The sequence below is a fragment of the Streptomyces sp. NPDC051576 genome (genome assembly GCF_040681835.1).
GTDB lineage: Bacteria > Actinomycetota > Actinomycetes > Streptomycetales > Streptomycetaceae > Streptomyces.
In genome coordinates, this window is record NZ_JBFAZO010000001.1 from 1,221,718 (window position 1) to 1,239,086 (window position 17,369).

The 17,369-nt window shown below is 69.1% G+C and carries 14 protein-coding genes; 9 read left to right on the forward strand and 5 right to left on the reverse strand.

From position 1 onward, the window contains the following. The first annotated feature begins 3 nt into the window (after positions 1-3). Positions 4-1,959: a kelch motif-containing protein gene (locus AB0M63_RS05780; protein WP_366018496.1), complete on the forward strand. Its 1,956-nt coding sequence runs from the start codon at positions 4-6 to the stop codon at positions 1,957-1,959. Positions 1,960-1,977: 18 nt separating this feature from the next. On the opposite strand, the gene AB0M63_RS05785 is transcribed toward AB0M63_RS05780, so the two are convergent. Beyond that, complete coding sequence (locus AB0M63_RS05785) at positions 1,978-2,970, reverse strand: glycoside hydrolase family 6 protein (RefSeq protein WP_366018497.1); 993 nt, start codon at positions 2,968-2,970, stop codon at positions 1,978-1,980. 166 nt (positions 2,971-3,136) lie between these two features. Between AB0M63_RS05785 and AB0M63_RS05790 the strand changes: the two genes are divergently transcribed. The 3 genes from AB0M63_RS05790 to AB0M63_RS05800 all read left to right on the forward strand — a co-directional run bounded on the left by AB0M63_RS05790 (position 3,137) and on the right by AB0M63_RS05800 (position 5,804). Further along, positions 3,137-3,646: a MarR family transcriptional regulator gene (locus AB0M63_RS05790; protein ID WP_355912176.1), complete on the forward strand. Its 510-nt coding sequence runs from the start codon at positions 3,137-3,139 to the stop codon at positions 3,644-3,646. A gap of 43 nt (positions 3,647-3,689) precedes the next feature. Further along, on the forward strand, positions 3,690-4,028 hold the full coding sequence (locus AB0M63_RS05795) for a DUF3817 domain-containing protein (RefSeq protein ID WP_355912179.1): 339 nt from the start codon (positions 3,690-3,692) through the stop codon (positions 4,026-4,028). Positions 4,029-4,103: 75 nt separating this feature from the next. Next, positions 4,104-5,804 (forward strand): methylmalonyl-CoA mutase family protein, encoded by a 1,701-nt coding sequence (locus AB0M63_RS05800; protein ID WP_355912182.1) that lies wholly within the window; start codon positions 4,104-4,106, stop codon positions 5,802-5,804. On the opposite strand, the gene AB0M63_RS05805 is transcribed toward AB0M63_RS05800, so the two are convergent. Then, positions 5,801-6,442, reverse strand: a complete 642-nt coding sequence (locus tag AB0M63_RS05805; RefSeq protein ID WP_355912185.1) for a TetR/AcrR family transcriptional regulator — start codon at positions 6,440-6,442, stop codon at positions 5,801-5,803. The genes AB0M63_RS05800 and AB0M63_RS05805 overlap by 4 nt on opposite strands. 201 nt (positions 6,443-6,643) lie before the next feature. On the opposite strand from AB0M63_RS05805, the gene AB0M63_RS05810 reads away from it, so the two are divergent. From AB0M63_RS05810 to AB0M63_RS05825, 4 genes are all read left to right on the forward strand, one after another. Beyond that, a complete protein-coding gene (locus tag AB0M63_RS05810) occupies positions 6,644-7,621 on the forward strand; it encodes a tetratricopeptide repeat protein (RefSeq protein WP_366018498.1) in 978 nt (325 codons plus the stop codon). Positions 7,622-8,267: 646 nt separating this feature from the next. Continuing rightward, on the forward strand, positions 8,268-8,918 hold the full coding sequence (locus tag AB0M63_RS05815; RefSeq protein WP_355912191.1) for a DUF6230 family protein: 651 nt from the start codon (positions 8,268-8,270) through the stop codon (positions 8,916-8,918). A gap of 117 nt (positions 8,919-9,035) precedes the next feature. Beyond that, positions 9,036-9,644 carry a DUF6114 domain-containing protein gene (locus AB0M63_RS05820; RefSeq protein WP_355912194.1) on the forward strand — a complete coding sequence of 203 codons (609 nt, stop codon included), beginning with the start codon at positions 9,036-9,038 and terminating at the stop codon, positions 9,642-9,644. After that, a complete protein-coding gene (locus AB0M63_RS05825; RefSeq protein WP_366018499.1) occupies positions 9,634-10,968 on the forward strand; it encodes a hypothetical protein in 1,335 nt (444 codons plus the stop codon). The genes AB0M63_RS05820 and AB0M63_RS05825 overlap by 11 nt, the downstream gene beginning before the upstream one ends. A 334-nt stretch (positions 10,969-11,302) precedes the next feature. Here AB0M63_RS05825 and pyk read toward each other — a convergent pair whose 3' ends face one another. The 3 genes from pyk to pta form a co-directional block, all read right to left on the reverse strand. Further along, positions 11,303-12,733: a pyruvate kinase gene (gene pyk / locus AB0M63_RS05830; protein WP_355912203.1), complete on the reverse strand. Its 1,431-nt coding sequence runs from the start codon at positions 12,731-12,733 to the stop codon at positions 11,303-11,305. A gap of 73 nt (positions 12,734-12,806) precedes the next feature. After that, entirely contained in the window at positions 12,807-14,018 is a 1,212-nt protein-coding gene (locus AB0M63_RS05835) for an acetate kinase (protein WP_366018500.1), read from the reverse strand. Beyond that, positions 14,015-16,105 (reverse strand): phosphate acetyltransferase, encoded by a 2,091-nt coding sequence (gene pta / locus AB0M63_RS05840; RefSeq protein ID WP_355912209.1) that lies wholly within the window; start codon positions 16,103-16,105, stop codon positions 14,015-14,017. Before pta ends, AB0M63_RS05835 begins: the two co-directional genes overlap by 4 nt. Before the next feature lie 234 nt (positions 16,106-16,339). On the opposite strand from pta, the gene AB0M63_RS05845 reads away from it, so the two are divergent. Continuing rightward, a complete protein-coding gene (locus tag AB0M63_RS05845; RefSeq protein ID WP_355912212.1) occupies positions 16,340-17,365 on the forward strand; it encodes an ATP-dependent 6-phosphofructokinase in 1,026 nt (341 codons plus the stop codon). Positions 17,366-17,369 lie beyond the last annotated feature (4 nt).

The window sequence follows — 17,369 nt, forward strand, 5'->3', positions numbered from 1 at the left end:
ACCATGGCCTTCCAGCCATCCCAGAGAACCAGGAAGACCGTCCTGGGCATCGGCGGCATCGCGGTCCTGGCCGGTCTCAACGCGCCGGCCGCCTTCGACTTCGTGAGCGAGCAGTACCACGACTACAAGATCACGCGGCCCGGGTACATGGCCAAGTACGGCTCCTGGGACCAGGTCGACATCCCGGAGAAGTACCGGACCAACGCCATCCACGCCTCGCTGCTGCACACCGGCAAGGTGCTGATCGTGGCCGGTTCGGGCAACGAGCAGAAGAAGTTCGACGCCGGGTCCTTCGACACCGTCCTGTGGGATCCGAAGGCGAACACCTTCAAGAAGATCCCCACCCCGGTGGACTTCTTCTGCGGCGGACACAGCCAACTCCCCAGCGGCAACCTGCTGGTGGCCGGCGGCACCGCCCGCTACGAACTCCTCGACGGCGAGGTCAAGCGGGCCGGCGGCGGCATGCGGGTCAAGAACGAGAACCCCAACAAGGCGATGTTCCTCAAGAAGGGCACCGTCTTCCGCTCACCGGCCGGCGTCGACTACGTCACCAGGTTCGACGTCACGGTCCCCAAGGCCAAGCGCGAGTTCAAGGTGACGTACAACGCCCGCGGCGTCATGCAGCCCTGGCAGACCAAGGTCACCGCGAGCGAGGTCCGCGTCTTCGTCGAGGCCGCCGAGGCGGGCCCGATGTCCGTCACCGAGAAGCAGGCCCAGTACGACATCGTCGGCCTCAAGGGCATCGACGCGCACAACACGTACGGCCTCTCCGAGAAGATCACCCTGGACAAGCAGGACTACCAAGGCATCCGCGCCGCCTACGAGTTCGACCCCAAGGCCGAGCGGTACATCGCCGTCGACCCGATGGAGAAGGCGCGTTGGTACCCGACCCTCGTCGGCCTCGACGACGGCCGTGTCCTCGCCGTCTCCGGCCTCGACGACGTCGGCGTGATCGACCAGGGCGACAACGAGATCTACGACCCGAAGACCAAGAAGTGGACCCCGGGCCCCAAGCGCTACTTCCCCACCTACCCGGCCCTCTTCCTCACCAAGGGCGGCAAGCTCTTCTACCCGGCCTCCAACGCCGGCTACGGCCCCGCCACCAAGGGCCGCGAGCCCGGACTCTGGGACCTGAAGACCAACAAGTTCACCAAGGTGGCCGGGCTGCGCGACCCCGACGAGACCGAGACCTCGTCCTCGCTCCTCCTGCCGCCCGCACAGGACCAGAAGGTGATGATCCTCGGCGGCGGAGGCGTCGGCGAGTCCAGGAAGTCGACCCCGCGCACCGCCGTCGTCGACCTCAAGCAGGACAGCCCGGTCTTCAAGGACGGCCCCAACCTCCCCCAGGGCACCCGCTACTTGAACAGCGTGATCATGCCGGACGACTCGGTCTTCACCACCAACGGCTCCGAGGACTACCGCGGCCGCAGCGCCAGCAACATCTTCAAGGCGCAGTTCTACGACCCGAAGGGCAACGCCTTCCGCGAGGCCGCCGCCCCGATGGTCGGCCGCAACTACCACTCCGAGGCGCTGCTGTTGCCCGACGGCCGGGTCGTCACCTTCGGCTCCGACCCGCTCTTCGACGACCAGGCCAACACCAAACTCGGCCACTTCGAGCAGCGCATGGAGATCTTCACCCCGCCCGCGCTGCACAAGAACGGCTCCAACAGGCCCGTACTCCAGGACGGTCCGGAGACCCTCGACCGCCACCACCGGGCGACCTTCCGCACCGACCACCCCGAACGGGTCGTCAAGGCCCGCCTGATGCGCCCGAGTTCGGTGACCCACACGACGGACGTCGAGCAGCGCTCCATCGAACTGGGCCTGGTCAAGGACGGCAAGTCGGTGACGGTGGACGTACCGAACGACCGGGCGCTGGTACCGCCCGGCTGGTACATGCTGTTCGTGACGGACGGGCAGGGCACACCGTCGGAAGCCAAGTGGATCCAGGTCCAGTGAGGTTGATGAACCGCCTTGCTACGCCTTGGAGTTGCGCGCCAGCTCCAGGGCGTACTCCGGCCACCACTGCCCGGCGTCGGGACCGCCCTCACAGGGGCCGTCCGAGGCGCCGGGCCGCTTGATCCACAGATAGGCGTCCAGGGCGGCCTCGCCGGTGTCGGTGGTCGGCCGGGTGCCCAGACCCCGGCCCGGCGGATTGCACCAGGCGCCGGGCAGCGGCCCGTTGCCGTTGCGGCTGGTGTCGACGACGAAGTGCTTGCCGCCGAGGTCCCGCGACAGATGGAGGCCGTACTCCTTCGTCACCGCGTCCGTCTGGAAGTTGGAGACGTTCAGCGAGAACCCGTCGGCCTGCTCGACCCCGGCCCGCTTCAGCGGCTCCACCAGCTTCCAAGGGTCCTGGATCCAGGCCGGGTTGCCCGCGTCGAGGTACACCGTCGTACCGGACTGCTGCTTCAGCCGGACCACCGCCTCGCTCAGCAACTGCTCCCGCTCGGCCTGGTACTCGCCGGGTGTGCACCCGTCCACCATGTGCGCGACGGCGTCGGGCTCCAGCACGACCAGCGCCCTGGAGTCCCCGAGCGCCTCGGCGAACTTGCCGATCCACGCCCGGTAGGCGTCCGCGTCCTCCGCCCCGCCCGCGGAGTGCTGACCGCAGTCCCGGTGCGGGATGTCGTAGGCCACGAAGAGCGCGGTGCGCCCCTCCTGCCGCGCGGCCGCCGTCGCCGACCTGATCACCGGGCCCGGGTCGATCTCCCCGGCCGGCCACAGCGCGGTCGGCTGGTCGGCGATCCGCTTGAGCAGAGCCGCGTCCTGCTTGCGTCCCTCCCGCTCCCACATCTGGATCTGCTCGGCCGCCGGGCTCGCCGGGTCGACCCAGAAGGACGTGGCGCGGGCCGGGTCCTTGGACCGGGCACCGGCGACGGAGGCCTCGTCGACGTCGGACGCGGACGAACAGCCCGCCGTGAGCCCGAGCGCCGCGAGCGCCGCGACGGTGTGGATCAGCCGGGACATGCTGCTCCCTTGCGCGAGGGGACATACAGTGACAATCAGTCGGTAATCCTGACATGAATGGGCCATTTCGCCTCGGCGCGACACCGGGCGCACGGACACGGCCGGGTGGGACCGATGGGCGAGACGGGGCTGACCACGATGTGACCGGCCGGTAAGGTCTGGTGCCGTGCCGAAGCCGCTCAGTCTCCCTTTCGACCCCATCGCCCGCGCCGACGAACACTGGAGACAGCGCTGGGGAAACGTGCCGTCCATGGCCGCCATCACCTCGATCATGCGGGCGCAGCAGATCCTGCTCGCCGAGGTCGACGCGGTCGTGAAGCCCTACGGACTGACCTTCGCGCGGTACGAGGCGCTGGTGCTGCTCACCTTCTCCAAGGCGGGGGAGCTGCCGATGTCCAAGATCGGCGAGCGGCTCATGGTGCATCCCACGTCCGTGACGAACACCGTGGACCGGCTGGCCAGATCCGGGCTCGTCGCCAAGCGCCCCAACCCCAACGACGGCCGCGGCACCCTCGCCTCCATCACCGACAAGGGCCGCGAGGTCTGCGACGCGGCCACCCGCGACCTGATGGAGATGGACTTCGGGCTGGGGGCCTACGACGCCGAGGAGTGCGCGGAGATCTTCGCGATGCTGCGGCCGCTCCGGGTCGCCGCCGCCGACTTCGACGAGGACTGACCCGGGGAAAGATCGCCCGGAACCGGTCGTTACGCTCGTCCTCATGAAAAAGAGCGTGCTGACCCGCTACCGCGTCATGGCGTACGTCACGGGTGTCCTGCTGGTCCTGCTGTGCCTCAGCATGATCGCCAAGTACCTCCTCAAGATCGACGGCGCCGGAAGCTTCACCGAGGTCGTCGCCATCGCGCACGGCTGGCTGTACGTCGTCTACCTGCTCTTCGCGTTCGACCTGGGCTCCAAGGCGAAGTGGCCGGTCGGCAAGCAGCTCTGGGTGCTGCTCGCGGGGACGATCCCGACGGCCGCGTTCTTCGTGGAGCGGAAGATCAGCCACGAGCTGGAGTCCAAGATCGTGGACCCCGCTCCGGTCGCCGCCAAGGTGTAGGTCCCACCGCCGTACGGGTCGCGTACGGCGGTTGTCCATCGACATTTACTAGGACGTCCTAGTAAATTCGAGGGTATGGACGCTGACGCCATCGCAGAGGGCCGCCGACGCTGGCAGGCCCGGTTCGACGCTTCACGTACGCGTGAGGCCGACTTCACCACGCTCTCCGGAGACCCCGTCGAGCCGGTGTACGGGCCACGCCCCGGGGACACGTACGACGGCTTCGAGCGGATCGGCTGGCCCGGCGAGTATCCGTACACGCGCGGGCTGTACGCGACAGGCTACCGGGGGCGGACCTGGACGATCCGGCAGTTCGCCGGGTTCGGCAACGCCGAGCAGACCAACGAGCGGTACAAGAAGATCCTGGCCAACGGCGGCGGCGGGCTGTCGGTCGCCTTCGACATGCCGACGCTCATGGGGCGCGACTCCGACGACCCGCGCTCGCTCGGCGAGGTCGGCCACTGCGGGGTGGCCATCGACTCGGCCGCCGACATGGAGGTCCTTTTCAAGGACATCCCGCTCGGCGATGTCACGACGTCCATGACCATCAGCGGGCCTGCCGTCCCCGTCTTCTGCATGTACCTGGTGGCCGCCGAGCGGCAGGGCGTCGACCCCGCCGTCCTCAACGGCACGCTCCAGACGGACATCTTCAAGGAGTACATCGCCCAGAAGGAGTGGCTCTTCCAGCCCGAGCCGCATCTGCGCCTCATCGGCGACCTCATGGAGTACTGCGCGTCCGGCATCCCCGCCTACAAGCCGCTGTCCGTCTCCGGCTACCACATCCGCGAGGCCGGCTCCACGGCCGCGCAGGAGCTGGCGTACACGCTGGCGGACGGCTTCGGGTACGTCGAGCTGGGGCTCAGCCGCGGCCTGGACGTGGACGTCTTCGCGCCCGGCCTCTCCTTCTTCTTCGACGCGCATGTCGACTTCTTCGAGGAGATCGCCAAGTTCCGTGCCGCGCGCCGCATTTGGGCCCGCTGGATGCGGGACGTCTACGGCGCCAGGTCCGAGAAGGCGCAGTGGCTGCGCTTCCACACCCAGACCGCCGGCGTCTCGCTGACCGCGCAGCAGCCGTACAACAACGTCGTGCGTACGGCGGTCGAGGCGCTCGCCGCCGTGCTCGGCGGGACCAACTCGCTGCACACCAACGCCCTGGACGAGACCCTCGCGCTGCCCAGCGAGCAGGCCGCGGAGATCGCGCTGCGCACGCAGCAGGTGCTGATGGAGGAGACCGGGGTCGCCAACGTGGCGGATCCGCTGGGTGGTTCGTGGTACGTCGAGCAGCTCACGGACCGGATCGAGGCGGACGCCGAGAAGATCTTCGAGCAGATCAAGGAGCGGGGGCTGCGGGCCCACCCGGACGGGCAGCACCCGATCGGGCCGGTCACCTCGGGGATCCTGCGCGGGATCGAGGACGGCTGGTTCACCGGCGAGATCGCCGAGGCCGCGTTCCAGTACCAGCGGTCCGTGGAGAAGGGCGACAAGCGGGTCGTGGGGGTCAATGTGCACCACGGTTCGGTCACCGGGGACCTGGAGATTCTGCGGGTCAGTCACGAGGTGGAGCGGGAGCAGGTAAGGGAGTTGGGGGCGCGCAAGGGCGTACGGGACGAGGCGGCCGTAGGGGCGGCCCTGGACGCGATGCTCGCGGCCGCGCGGGACGGGTCGAACATGATCGGGCCGATGCTGGACGCGGTGCGGGCGGAGGCGACGCTGGGGGAGATCTGCGGGGTGCTGCGGGAGGAGTGGGGGGTCTACACCGAGCCCGCCGGCTTCTAGGGTGTCGGGGCCTGACCTGAGCTGAGCGAGGTCAGGCCGAGGAGGAGGACCTGGGTGAAGCTGCGGACCCAGTCCTCGTCGGCCGGTTCCGCGCTCACCAGGGTGCGGTGGACCACCGCGCCCGCCACCACGTCGAAGATCAGGTCGGCGGTGCGGGCGGCTTCCTCCGGGTCGGTCTCCGGGGGCAGTTCACCGCGCGCCTGGGCGCGTGCCCTGCCCTCCACGACGAGGCACTTCTGCCGGTCGACGATCGACTCGCGGATGCGCTCGCGCAGGGCGTCGTCGCGGATGGACTCGGCGACCACCGCCATCAGTCCGCTCTTGGCCTCGGGGCGGGCCAGGATCGCCGCGAACTGGAGGACCACGCCCTCGATGTCGGCGGCCAGGGTGCCCCGGTCGGGGAGGCGGAGTTCGTCGAAGAGTTCGGCGACGGCGTCGACGACGAGTTCGTTCTTGCCGGCCCAGCGGCGGTAGAGGGTGGTTTTCGCAACCCCCGCGCGGGTGGCGACGTCTCCCAACGTGAGCTTGGACCAGCCGAGTTCGACCAGGGCCTCCCGGGTGGCGGCGAGGATCGCGGTGTCCGCGGCGGTGCTGCGGGGGCGTCCTGCGGCGCGTGGGGCGGGGGTGCGGCTCTGCATCCCCCGACCATAACCGTCGGTTCCTGTGGTGCAGTGAGGGAGATCACCGGGTATCGGTATCCGAGAGGCACCCGGCACCATTACGCTACGACTCGTAGCGAAACCACGGGCGCGGGTGGGGACCCGGCGTCGGACAGCGGGAAGCGGACCGGCTTTCACAACGCTTTTCCTTCACACGGGCGGACGGGGGAGGATAGACGCATGCAGCCACGGAACATGTCCATGAGCGGAGTCGTCGACCTCGCCGCGGTGAAGGCGGCCCAGGAGGCCAAGGTCAAGGCGGAGCAGGCGCGCGCCGAAACCGCCAGGCAGGGCGGCGGCGGGGCCGTCTCGCCGGCCGATCTGGTGATCGACGTAGATGAGGCGGGCTTCGAGAGCGAGGTCCTGCAGCGGTCCACCGAGGTCCCGGTCGTCATCGACTTCTGGGCCGAGTGGTGCGAGCCGTGCAAGCAGCTCAGCCCGCTCCTGGAGCGGCTCGCCCTTGATTACAACGGCCGCTTCGTCCTTGCCAAGATCGACGTCGACGCCAACCAGATGCTGATGCAGCAGTTCGGGGTGCAGGGCATCCCGGCGGTCTTCGCGGTGGTCGCCGGCCAGGCGCTGCCGCTCTTCCAGGGGGCCGCGGGCGAGCAGCAGATCCGGCAGACCCTCGACCAGTTGATCCAGGTCGCCGAGCAGCGCTTCGGCCTCACCGGGCTGGAGGTCGACCCGGACGCCGCGCCGGGGGAGCGGCCCGAGGCCCCGGCCGAGATGCCGGCGGGACCGTACGACGGACTGCTCGAAGCCGCCGTACGGGCCCTGGACGCGGGGGACTTCGGCGGGGCCGTACAGGCGTACAGGAACGTGCTGAGCGACGACCCGGCCAACTCGGAGGCCAAACTGGGGCTCGCCCAGGCCGAGTTGCTCCAGCGGGTGTCGACGCTCGACCCGCAGCGGGTGCGCATGGAGGCGGCCGAGAAGCCGGGTGACGTGCAGGCGCAGATCGCCGCGGCGGACCTGGATCTGGTGGGCGGTCATGTCGAGGACGCCTTCAGCCGGCTGATCGACACCGTGCGGCGCACGGTGGGTGACGACCGGGATGCCGTACGGGTGCGGCTGCTGGAGCTGTTCGAGGTTGTAGGCGCCGATGACCCCAGGGTGACGGCGGCGCGGCGGGCACTGGCGAGGGCGTTGTTCTGAGCGGGGTGCGGGGCCGGTTCTGACCAGTCGGTAAACCTCGGGACCTGTGGTGCCGATGTGAAAGATTTGCCGACGGAGTGTCACTGCGGCCGCGCTTTACCAAATCTTGGTAATCGCGGCCGCTGTTACTTGGAGTAAGACGAGGGCGTTGTTCTGTCGGATTCCGTCCGAGGATCAACAGTTTTGTCCTGGCCCACGATGGCACCCAGCGTCGCCGACCGATACCGGCGGGTCGTTGTTCGGTTATCCGGCCGTTACTACCCAGTAACGAAGCCCCTTGTGCGGGCGGCGAGAATGCACCACGATCGGCGACGCTCGGTCCATTTCCGCACCCCGACAGCCGGTCGGGTCGACGGAGTCTCCTGGGTCCCCACCGAGTAGAGCCGGAGACAGTGGAGCCGGCTCTTGGGCAGGGGGGTCTTCGCCGTACGGCGGAGCCTGTCCAGCAAGGTTGTGCGTGATGTGCGTCAGGCGCGACCAGTGGTTGTCGCTCGGGGGTGATCGCCGGTGATCGGTGCGCGGTTCGCGCCTCCGAAGACAGGCGCTCCCCTTCCCGAGGACGTAGCACTTCTCCCATCCCTGCCCGGCTGAGCCGCCAACTGGGGGCAGTCAGGGCCAGGAGATGTACGTCCGAGAAGGAGGAAATATGGAGTCCCAGGTGCGTGGCGGGACCAGATGGAAGCGCTTCGCTGTGGTCATGGTGCCCAGCGTCGCCGCTACGGCGTGTATAGGTGTGGCCCTCGCGCAGGGCGCTCTCGCCGCGTCATTCAGCGTTTCCGGTCAGTCGTTCAAGGTGACGGCCGACGAGCTCAACGGCACGGGTTTCGCTCAGTACGGAGCGCTTGACTCGGGCTACAACCTGGACGGCAGCAAGACGGCTCACCCCGTCGCGGTCTCGTCGTTCAAGTCCGCGTCGATCACCAACATGTGTCAGTCGGTGGTCACCCCGAACATCCCGATCCTCGGATCGGTCAGCCTGGTGCTGAAGGCGGGCGGCAGTGGTACGCCGGTACAGGCCGAGAACCTGTACATCGACGTCCAGGACCTCAGCGCCGATGCCGTGTTCCACGGCATCGACATCGGTGTTGCGGCAGGCGACACGGGTGCCGACAAGGGCGGCAAGGGACCGGGCATGAAGGGCGGCAGCGAGGCTGCCAACCCCTACGGCTTCGCCCAGCAGGCTGAGTCGGCCACACTGACCCACGTGCAGCAGACGGCGTGGGCCACCACTGCCGGAACCTTCAAGCTCAGCGGTCTGAAGATGTCGGTCTCGGCCGGCACCCACGAGTGCTACTAGGCACTTGACGACGGGCGGGGGAGCCGGTGGCGCCCCCGCCCGTCCCTCTTCCACCAGCACCTTCACACGAGGTGCACCCCTCCACCACAGCAACGCCGTACCAGGGAGCTGTTTTCGATGAGCGCCGAGACTCCTGCCGCACCCGGCCAGTTCACCCGCCGGAGGCTGCAGTTCCGCGGCTGGCGTGGCACGAGGCCGTTCTGGGCCGGTCTGTTCGTCATGCTCGGCGGACTCCCGATCGCCTACTTCCCGTACGCACATCTCCAGGTGGGCCATCTGACCCTGGCGATGTCCACCACCGCGGGCGCCGGGTCCCTGATCATCGGCGTGCTGCTCGTCGTCCTGGGCTTCAGCCTCTGGTTCCAGAAGCATGTACGCACCTTCGCGGGTACCGCGGCCATCCTGCTGGCGCTGGTGTCCATCCCCGTGTCCAATCTCGGCGGCTTCCTGATCGGCTTCCTCCTCGCCATGGTCGGCGGGGCGCTGGCCGTGTCGTGGGCGCCGGGCGCGCCGCCGGAGCCGCAGGCGGTGCAGGACGACGCACAGGGAGAGGGCGGCGCCCCCGCCGAGGCCGCGCCGTACCAGGCTCCTCAGGAGGCGGCGCCGTACGCGCAGGCCCCCGAGGCCGCGCCGTACGCACCGGGTGACGAGGCGAGCGGGCCGAACGATCTGTCAGGAACGAGCCCGGTGAGCTACGGGGCGAACGGGAGGCACAGTGCCGGCTGACGAGGTGACCCACGGGACTGATGTGGACGAGTCCCGTGTGAGAACCGGGCCGCGCCATGCGGCACCCAAGAAGCCGCTGTTCACCAGGTTCCACATGCCCGCCGGCAAGGCGATAGCCACGGTGGCGATGCCGACCGCGGTCATCATGGGGATGGGCTTCACGTCCTCCCTCGCCCTCGCCGACAACGGCTCGACGACCTCGCCGTCGTCGAAGAGCCTGACGGCCGACGAGTACAAGGACTGTGTCGCGGCGCTGGCCGACTCGACGGCGGGCGCCTCGGCCACGCCGTCCGCGTCCGCGAGCGAGTCCTCCGACTCGTCCAAGGACGACGCGACGCCGTCGGCCACGGCGACGGACTCCGGCTCGAAGGACTCGGACAAGGCCGCGTCCTCGGATTCAGGTTCCGACGACACGTCCACGCCCACGCCGTCCGCCTCGGCCTCCGCGAGCAAGTCGAGCGAGTCCGGCAGTACGTCGTCCGGTTCCACCGCGACCGCGACGCCCTCGGCGTCCGCGTCCAGCGGGAACCTGCTGGACACCATCGGTGACGCCATCACCGGCATCTTCACCGGCGGTTCGTCGAGTTCCGGCTCGACGGCGAGCGCCACCCCGACGCCGACCGCGTCGGCCTCGGCTAGCGCGAGCGGGGACTCGTCCTCGGACGACTCCTCCAGCGTGTCCGACACCGTCAAGGACACGACCAAGAAGGTCACCGACACGGTGAACGACACCGTGAAGGACACGACCGACGCCGCGTCCAAGGCGGCCGAGGACACCACCAAGGCGGTGGAGGACGCGGCCACGTCAACGGCCACCCCGAGCCCGTCCGCGAGCGCGAGCACCGACACCTCGGACTGCCCGGTCGCCACGGACGACACCAGCGGTGTCGACAACAAGGTGCTGCTGCCCGACGACCCGTGGTACCTGAACGCCAGCTCGCTGCTGCTCAAGGGCGCCGACTACCAGGGCGTCGTCGAGGTGAAGACCGCCAACGGCACGGTCAAGAAGGTCCTGAAGTACGTCATCTCCGACGGCACCGACATCGGCGACCTGCACCAGACGGTCAACGACAAGCAGTCCGGCAAGACGTACAACGTGCAGGCGGCCGCCGGCTCGACGTCCACGATCCGCGACGGCGACACGGTGATGTACACGGAGTCCATCTCGGGCAACCTGTTCGGACTGATCCCGATCACGTTCGACCCGGACAACCCGCCGCCGCTGAACATCCCGCTGATCTACTTCACCAACGTGAAGGTGGTCCAGGCCGGCCAGTTCGGCGGCACGCTGACCGTCCCCGGGCTGCACAGCTACCAGAACTGAGCCCGTCCACAAGCCCGTTCGGGAGCCGCGTACGAACTGAGGGCGCCCCCTTTGCCAGGGGGCGCCCTCAGTTCGTGTGTGAGCCCTTCGAAGCCGGACGGTGCCGGGGGGGTCCCGATCAAGACCCGATTCTCCCTGGACATGTCATCTTGATTCGATAAGATGTTCGATGTCGCGGGGGTGGTGCTTACCGCCGGAGGGGGAGATCGCTCCGGTGATCGACGACCCGGGCGGCGGCAGGTCCTGATCGCCGCCTGACCATCACGCACACACTGAGGGCGCCCCCTTCTCCAGGGGGCGCCCTCAGCGCCGTACAAGACCCGCTACGCGGGCGTCAGTTGCCCTGAGTGCCGCCGAGGTGGTGGACGCGCAGCATGTTGGTGGTGCCGGCCACGCCGGGGGGCGAGCCGGCCGTGATGATGACGATCTCGCCCGGGTTGAAGCGGTTGATCTTCGCCATCTCCGCGTCGACCATGTCGACCATCTCGTCCGTGCTGTTCACGAACGGCACGATGTGCGACTCCACGCCCCAGCTCAGCGCGAGCTGGTTGCGGGTGCCCTCGTCGGTGGTGAAGGCGACGATCGGCTGGGCCGCGCGGTAGCGGGAGAGCCGGCGGGCGGTGTCACCGGACTGCGTGAAGGCGACCAGGCCGGTGCCGCCGAGGAAGTCGGCGATCTCGCACGCGGCACGCGCGACCGAACCACCCTGCGTCCGCGGCTTCTTGCCCGGCACGAGCGGCTGCAGGCCCTTGCTGAGCAGCTCCTCCTCGGCCGCGACGACGATCTTCGACATCGTCTGCACGGTCTCGATCGGATAGGCGCCCACGGAGGACTCGGCGGACAGCATGACCGCGTCCGCGCCGTCCAGGATCGCGTTGGCCACGTCGGAGGCCTCGGCGCGCGTGGGGCGGGAGTTGGTGATCATCGACTCCATCATCTGGGTCGCCACGATCACCGGCTTGGCGTTGCGCCGGCAGAGCTCCACCAGGCGCTTCTGCACCATCGGGACCTTCTCCAGCGGGTACTCCACGGCGAGGTCGCCGCGGGCCACCATCACCGCGTCGAAGGCCGCGACCACGGCCTCCATGTTGGCGACCGCCTGCGGCTTCTCCACCTTGGCGATGACGGGGACCCGGCGGCCCTCCTCGTCCATCACCTTGTGGACGTCGTACACGTCGCCCGCGTCGCGGACGAAGGACAGGGCGACCATGTCGCAGCCCATCCGCAGGGCGAAGCGCAGGTCCTCGACGTCCTTCTCGGACAGCGCGGGCACGTTGACGGCCGCGCCGGGCAGGTTGATCCCCTTGTGGTCGGAGATGACACCGCCCTCGATGACGATCGACTTCACCCGCGGGCCCTCGACGTTCAGGACCTTCAGCTCGACGTTGCCGTCGTTGATCAGGATCTGGTCGCCGCGGGAGACGTCACCGGGCAGGCCCTTGTACGTCGTCCCGCAGATGGTCTTGTCGCCCGGGACGTCCTCGGTGGTGATGGTGAACTCGTCACCGCGCACCAGCTCGACGGGACCCTCGGCGAAGGTCTCCAGGCGGATCTTCGGTCCTTGCAGGTCGGCGAGGACACCGATGGCACGGCCGGTCTCCTTGGCCGCGGCACGGACGCGGTCGTACCGCCCCTGGTGCTCGGCGTGGGTGCCGTGGCTGAAATTGAAACGGGCCACATTCATGCCGGCCTCGATCAGCGAGACCAACTGCTCGTGGGAGTCGACCGCGGGGCCGAGAGTACAGACGATTTTCGAACGGCGCATGGGACGATCCTATCGGTTTGTTTCGCTACGGAATATTCCGTCTGGCGGAAGATACAAATGGGCGGGCAGGCGCTCAGGCGTTGGAATTTCCGACCAGTGCATAGGTCTGTGTGGCGATCTCCAATTCCTCGTCCGTGGGCACCACGGCGACCGCGACCCGCGCGGACGCGGGCGATATCAGCCGCGGCTCCTCGCTCCGTAGGGAGTTCAGCGCGCCGTCGACCTCGAGCCCCAGCAGCTCCAGGCCCGCGACGGCGGCTTCCCGCACCGCGCTCGCGTTCTCCCCGACGCCCGCCGTGAAGGCGACCGCGTCCACCCGGCCGAGGACCGCGCAGTAGGCGCCGATGTACTTCTTCAAACGGTGAATGTAGATGTCGAAGGCGAGTTCCGCCCGTTCGTCACCCTCGTCGATCCGGCGCCGGATCTCCCGCATGTCGTTGTCCCCGCACAACCCGATCAGACCGCTCCTCTTGTTGAGAAGAGTGTCGATCTCATCAGTGGACATTTCGCCAACACGCATCAAATGGAAGATGACGGCCGGATCCAGGTCTCCGGACCGGGTCCCCATCACCAGCCCCTCCAGCGGGGTCAGCCCCATCGACGTGTCCACACACCGCCCACCCCGCACGGCCGAGGCCGACGCCCCGTTCCCGAGGTGCAGCACGATCACGTTGACGTCCTCGGGCGCCTTCCCCAGCAGCTTCGCCGTGGCCCGCGACACGAACGCGTGCGAGGTCCCGTGGAACCCGTACCGCCGGATCCGGTACGCGTCGGCGGTCGCCACGTCGATCGCGTAGCGGGCGGCCGACTCCGGCATCGTCGTGTGGAACGCGGTGTCGAACACGGCGACCTGCGGAAGATCGGGCCGTAGCGCCATCGCCGTACGGATCCCGACGAGGTTCGCCGGATTGTGCAGCGGAGCAACGGGGATCAGCCGCTCGATCTCGGCGAGCACCACGTCGTCGATCAGGGTCGGCTCGGTGAACCTCAGCCCGCCGTGCACCACCCGATGCCCGATGGCGGCCAGTTCGGGGGAGTCCAACCCCAGCCCGTCCACGGCCAGTTCATCGGCTACGGCCTTCAGGGCGGCCTCGTGGTCGGCGATCGGCCCGGTCCGCTCCCGTACGGCGCCGGTCGTACGGCAGGTGTGCTTGAGCCGGGAGGTCTCCTCACCGATGCGCTCGACGAGTCCCATGGCGAGCCGCTCGCCGTCCCGCATGTCGAGAAGCTGGTACTTCACCGACGAGGAGCCGGAGTTGAGGACGAGGACACGGGTCGCGGTCACCGCTGGGCAGCCTTCTCGTTCGGGTGCTGGGCCTGGATCGCCGTGATGGCGACGGTGTTGACGATGTCCGAGACGAGGGCGCCCCGGGACAGGTCGTTGACCGGCTTGCGCAGGCCCTGGAGCACGGGCCCGACGGCGATCGCGCCGGCCGAACGCTGCACGGCCTTGTAGGTGTTGTTGCCGGTGTTCAGGTCGGGGAAGATCAACACGCTTGCCTGGCCCGCGACTTCGGACTCGGGCAGCTTGGTCGCGGCGACCGTCGGCTCCACGGCCGCGTCGTACTGGATGGGCCCCTCGATCCGCAGATCGGCCCGCCGCAGCCGGACCAGTTCGGTCGCCTCGCGCACCTTGTCGACGTCGATGCCCGAGCCGGACGTACCGGTGGAGTACGACAGCATCGCGATCCGTGCCGCGACGCCGAACTGCTCGGCGGTGGCGGCCGACTGGATGGCGATGTCGGCCAACTGCTCGGCGTTCGGGTCGGGGTTGACCGCGCAGTCGCCGTAGACCAGCACCTTGTCGGCGAGGCACATGAAGAAGACGGACGAGACGATGCCGGCGTCCGCCCTGGTCTTGATGATCTCGAAGGCGGGCCGGATGGTCGCGGCCGTGGAGTGCACGGCCCCGGAGACCATGCCGTCGGCGAGCCCCTCCTGAACCATCAGCGTGCCGAAGTAGTTCACGTCGGCGACGACGTCGTAGGCCAGCTCGACGGTCACGCCCTTGTGGGCGCGCAACTCGGCGTACTTCTCGGCGAACCGGTCCCGCAGTTCGGAGGTGTTCGGGTCGACGAGCTGCGCGGCGCTGAGGTCGATGCCCAGGTCGGCGGCCCGCTTGCGGATCTGGTCCTCGGGCCCGAGCAGGGTCAGCTCGCAGACGCCCCGGCGCAGCAGCACCTCGGCGGCGTGCAGGACGCGGGGCTCGGTGCCCTCGGGGAGCACGATCCGCCGCTTGTCGGAGCGGGCCCGCTCCAGGAGCGTGTGCTCGAACATCATCGGCGTGAGGCGGTTGCTGCTGGGCGCGGAGACCCGCTTGAGCAGGTCGCTCGTGTCGACGTACCGCTCGAAGAGGCCGAGCGCGGTCTCCGCCTTGCGCGGGGTGGCCGCGTTCAACTTCCCCTCCAGGGAGAAGAGTTCGGCGGCGGTGGGGAAGGAGGTGCCGGGCACCGAGACCACCGGGGTGCCCGGGGCGAGGCGGGCGGCGAGGGTGAGGATGCCGTCGCCCGGCACCTCGTTCAGGGTGAGCAGGACGCCGGCTATCGGCGGGGTGCCGGCGCTGTGCGCGGCGAGCGCGCCGATGACGAGGTCGGCGCGGTCGCCGGGCGTGACGACGAGACAGCCCGGGGTCAGCGCCTTGAGGAAGTTGGGCAGCATCGCTCCGCCGAAGACGAAGTCCATCGCGTCGCGGGCGAGCCCCGAGTCGTCGCCCAGGACCACCCTGCCGCCGAGCGCGTGGGTGATCTGCGCGACGGTGGGCGCGGAGAGCGCGGGCTCGTCCGGTACGGCATAGCAGGGCACAGGCAGCCGGGCGTCGAGCCGGCCGGCGATCGCGTCCCGGTCCTCGCGGGCCACCCGGTTGGCGACCATGGCGAGGACGTCGCACCCGAGCCCGTCGTAGGCCCGGTACGCGTTCCGGGTCTCCGCGAGCACGGACTCGGCGGTCTGCCCGCGTCCCCCCACGACGGGGATCACCGACGCGCCGAACTCGTTCGCGAGGCGGGCGTTGAGGGACAGCTCGTCCGGGAACTGGGTGTCCGCGTAGTCGGTCCCGAGGACGAGGACGACGTCGTAGTCACGGGCGACGAGATGGAACCGGTCGACGAGCGTCGACACCAGCTCGTCCGTCCCCTGCTCGGCCTGGAGGGCGGACGCCTCGTGGTAATCCATGCCGTAGACGGTCGCCGGGTCCTGGGACAGCCGGTAGCGCGCACGCAGCAGCTCGAACAGGCGATCGGGGCCGTCGTGGACGAGGGGCCGGAACACCCCCACCCGGTCGACCTGCCGGGTCAGGAGTTCCATGACCCCCAGCTCCACGACCTGACGGCCGTCACCGCGGTCGATCCCGGTCACGTACACGCTGCGCGTCACGCGTGTTCTCCCCTTGCTTCTGCGGTGGCCTTCTGCGGTGGCCTTCGGCGGTCTTCGATGCCGGTCCTCGGCGGTCATAAAAATCGCCCACCGAGGTGAGCAGGACCATCTTGACAATACCTCCGGGGGTGGATAGGGCGCCCGCCGGTCGGGTGGAAGCGGCACCGCCCTGAGGGACGTGAAACAATTGGAGTCGGCTCACCGGTATCAACAGCGAGCAGGAGACACAGCACGATGCGCATCGGAGTTCTCACCGCAGGCGGCGACTGCCCCGGCCTGAACGCAGTGATCCGATCGGTCGTGCACCGAGCGGTCGACAACTACGGCGACGAGGTCATCGGCTTCGAGGACGGCTACGCCGGACTGCTCGACGGCCGCTACCGCACCCTCGACCTCGACGCGGTCAGCGGCATCCTCGCCCGCGGCGGCACGATCCTCGGCTCCTCACGACTGGAGCGCGACCGCCTGCGCGAGGCCTGCGAGAACGCGCTGGACATCGCGCGCGACTTCGGCATCGACGCGCTGATCCCGATCGGCGGCGAGGGCACGCTGACGGCGGCGCGCATGCTGTCCGACGCGGGCCTCCCGGTCGTCGGCGTCCCGAAGACGATCGACAACGACATCTCGTCCACGGACCGCACGTTCGGCTTCGACACGGCGGTCGGCGTCGCCACGGAGGCGATGGACCGCCTCAAGACCACGGCGGAATCGCACCAGCGCGTGATGGTCGTCGAGGTCATGGGCCGCCACGCGGGCTGGATCGCGCTGGAGTCCGGCATGGCGGCGGGCGCCCACGGCATCTGCCTCCCGGAGCGCCCCTTCGACCCCGCCGACCTGGTCAAGATGGTCGAGGAGCGCTTCGCCCGCGGCAAGAAGTTCGCCGTCGTCTGCGTCGCCGAGGGCGCGCACCCCGCCGAGGGCTCCATGGACTACGGCAAGGGCGAGATCGACCAGTTCGGCCACGAGCGGTTCCAGGGCATCGGCACGGCACTGGCCTACGAACTCGAACGCCGCCTCGGCAAGGAGGCCAAGCCGGTCATCCTCGGCCACATCCAGCGCGGTGGCGTACCGACCGCGTACGACAGGGTGCTGGCGACCCGGTTCGGCTGGCACGCGGTGGAGGCGGCGCACCGGGGCGAGTTCGGGCGGATGACCGCGCTGCGCGGGACGGACGTGGTGATGGTCCCGCTGGCGGAGGCGGTCACCGAGCTGAAGACGGTCCCGAAGGACCGGATGGACGAGGCGGAGTCGGTCTTCTAGGCCC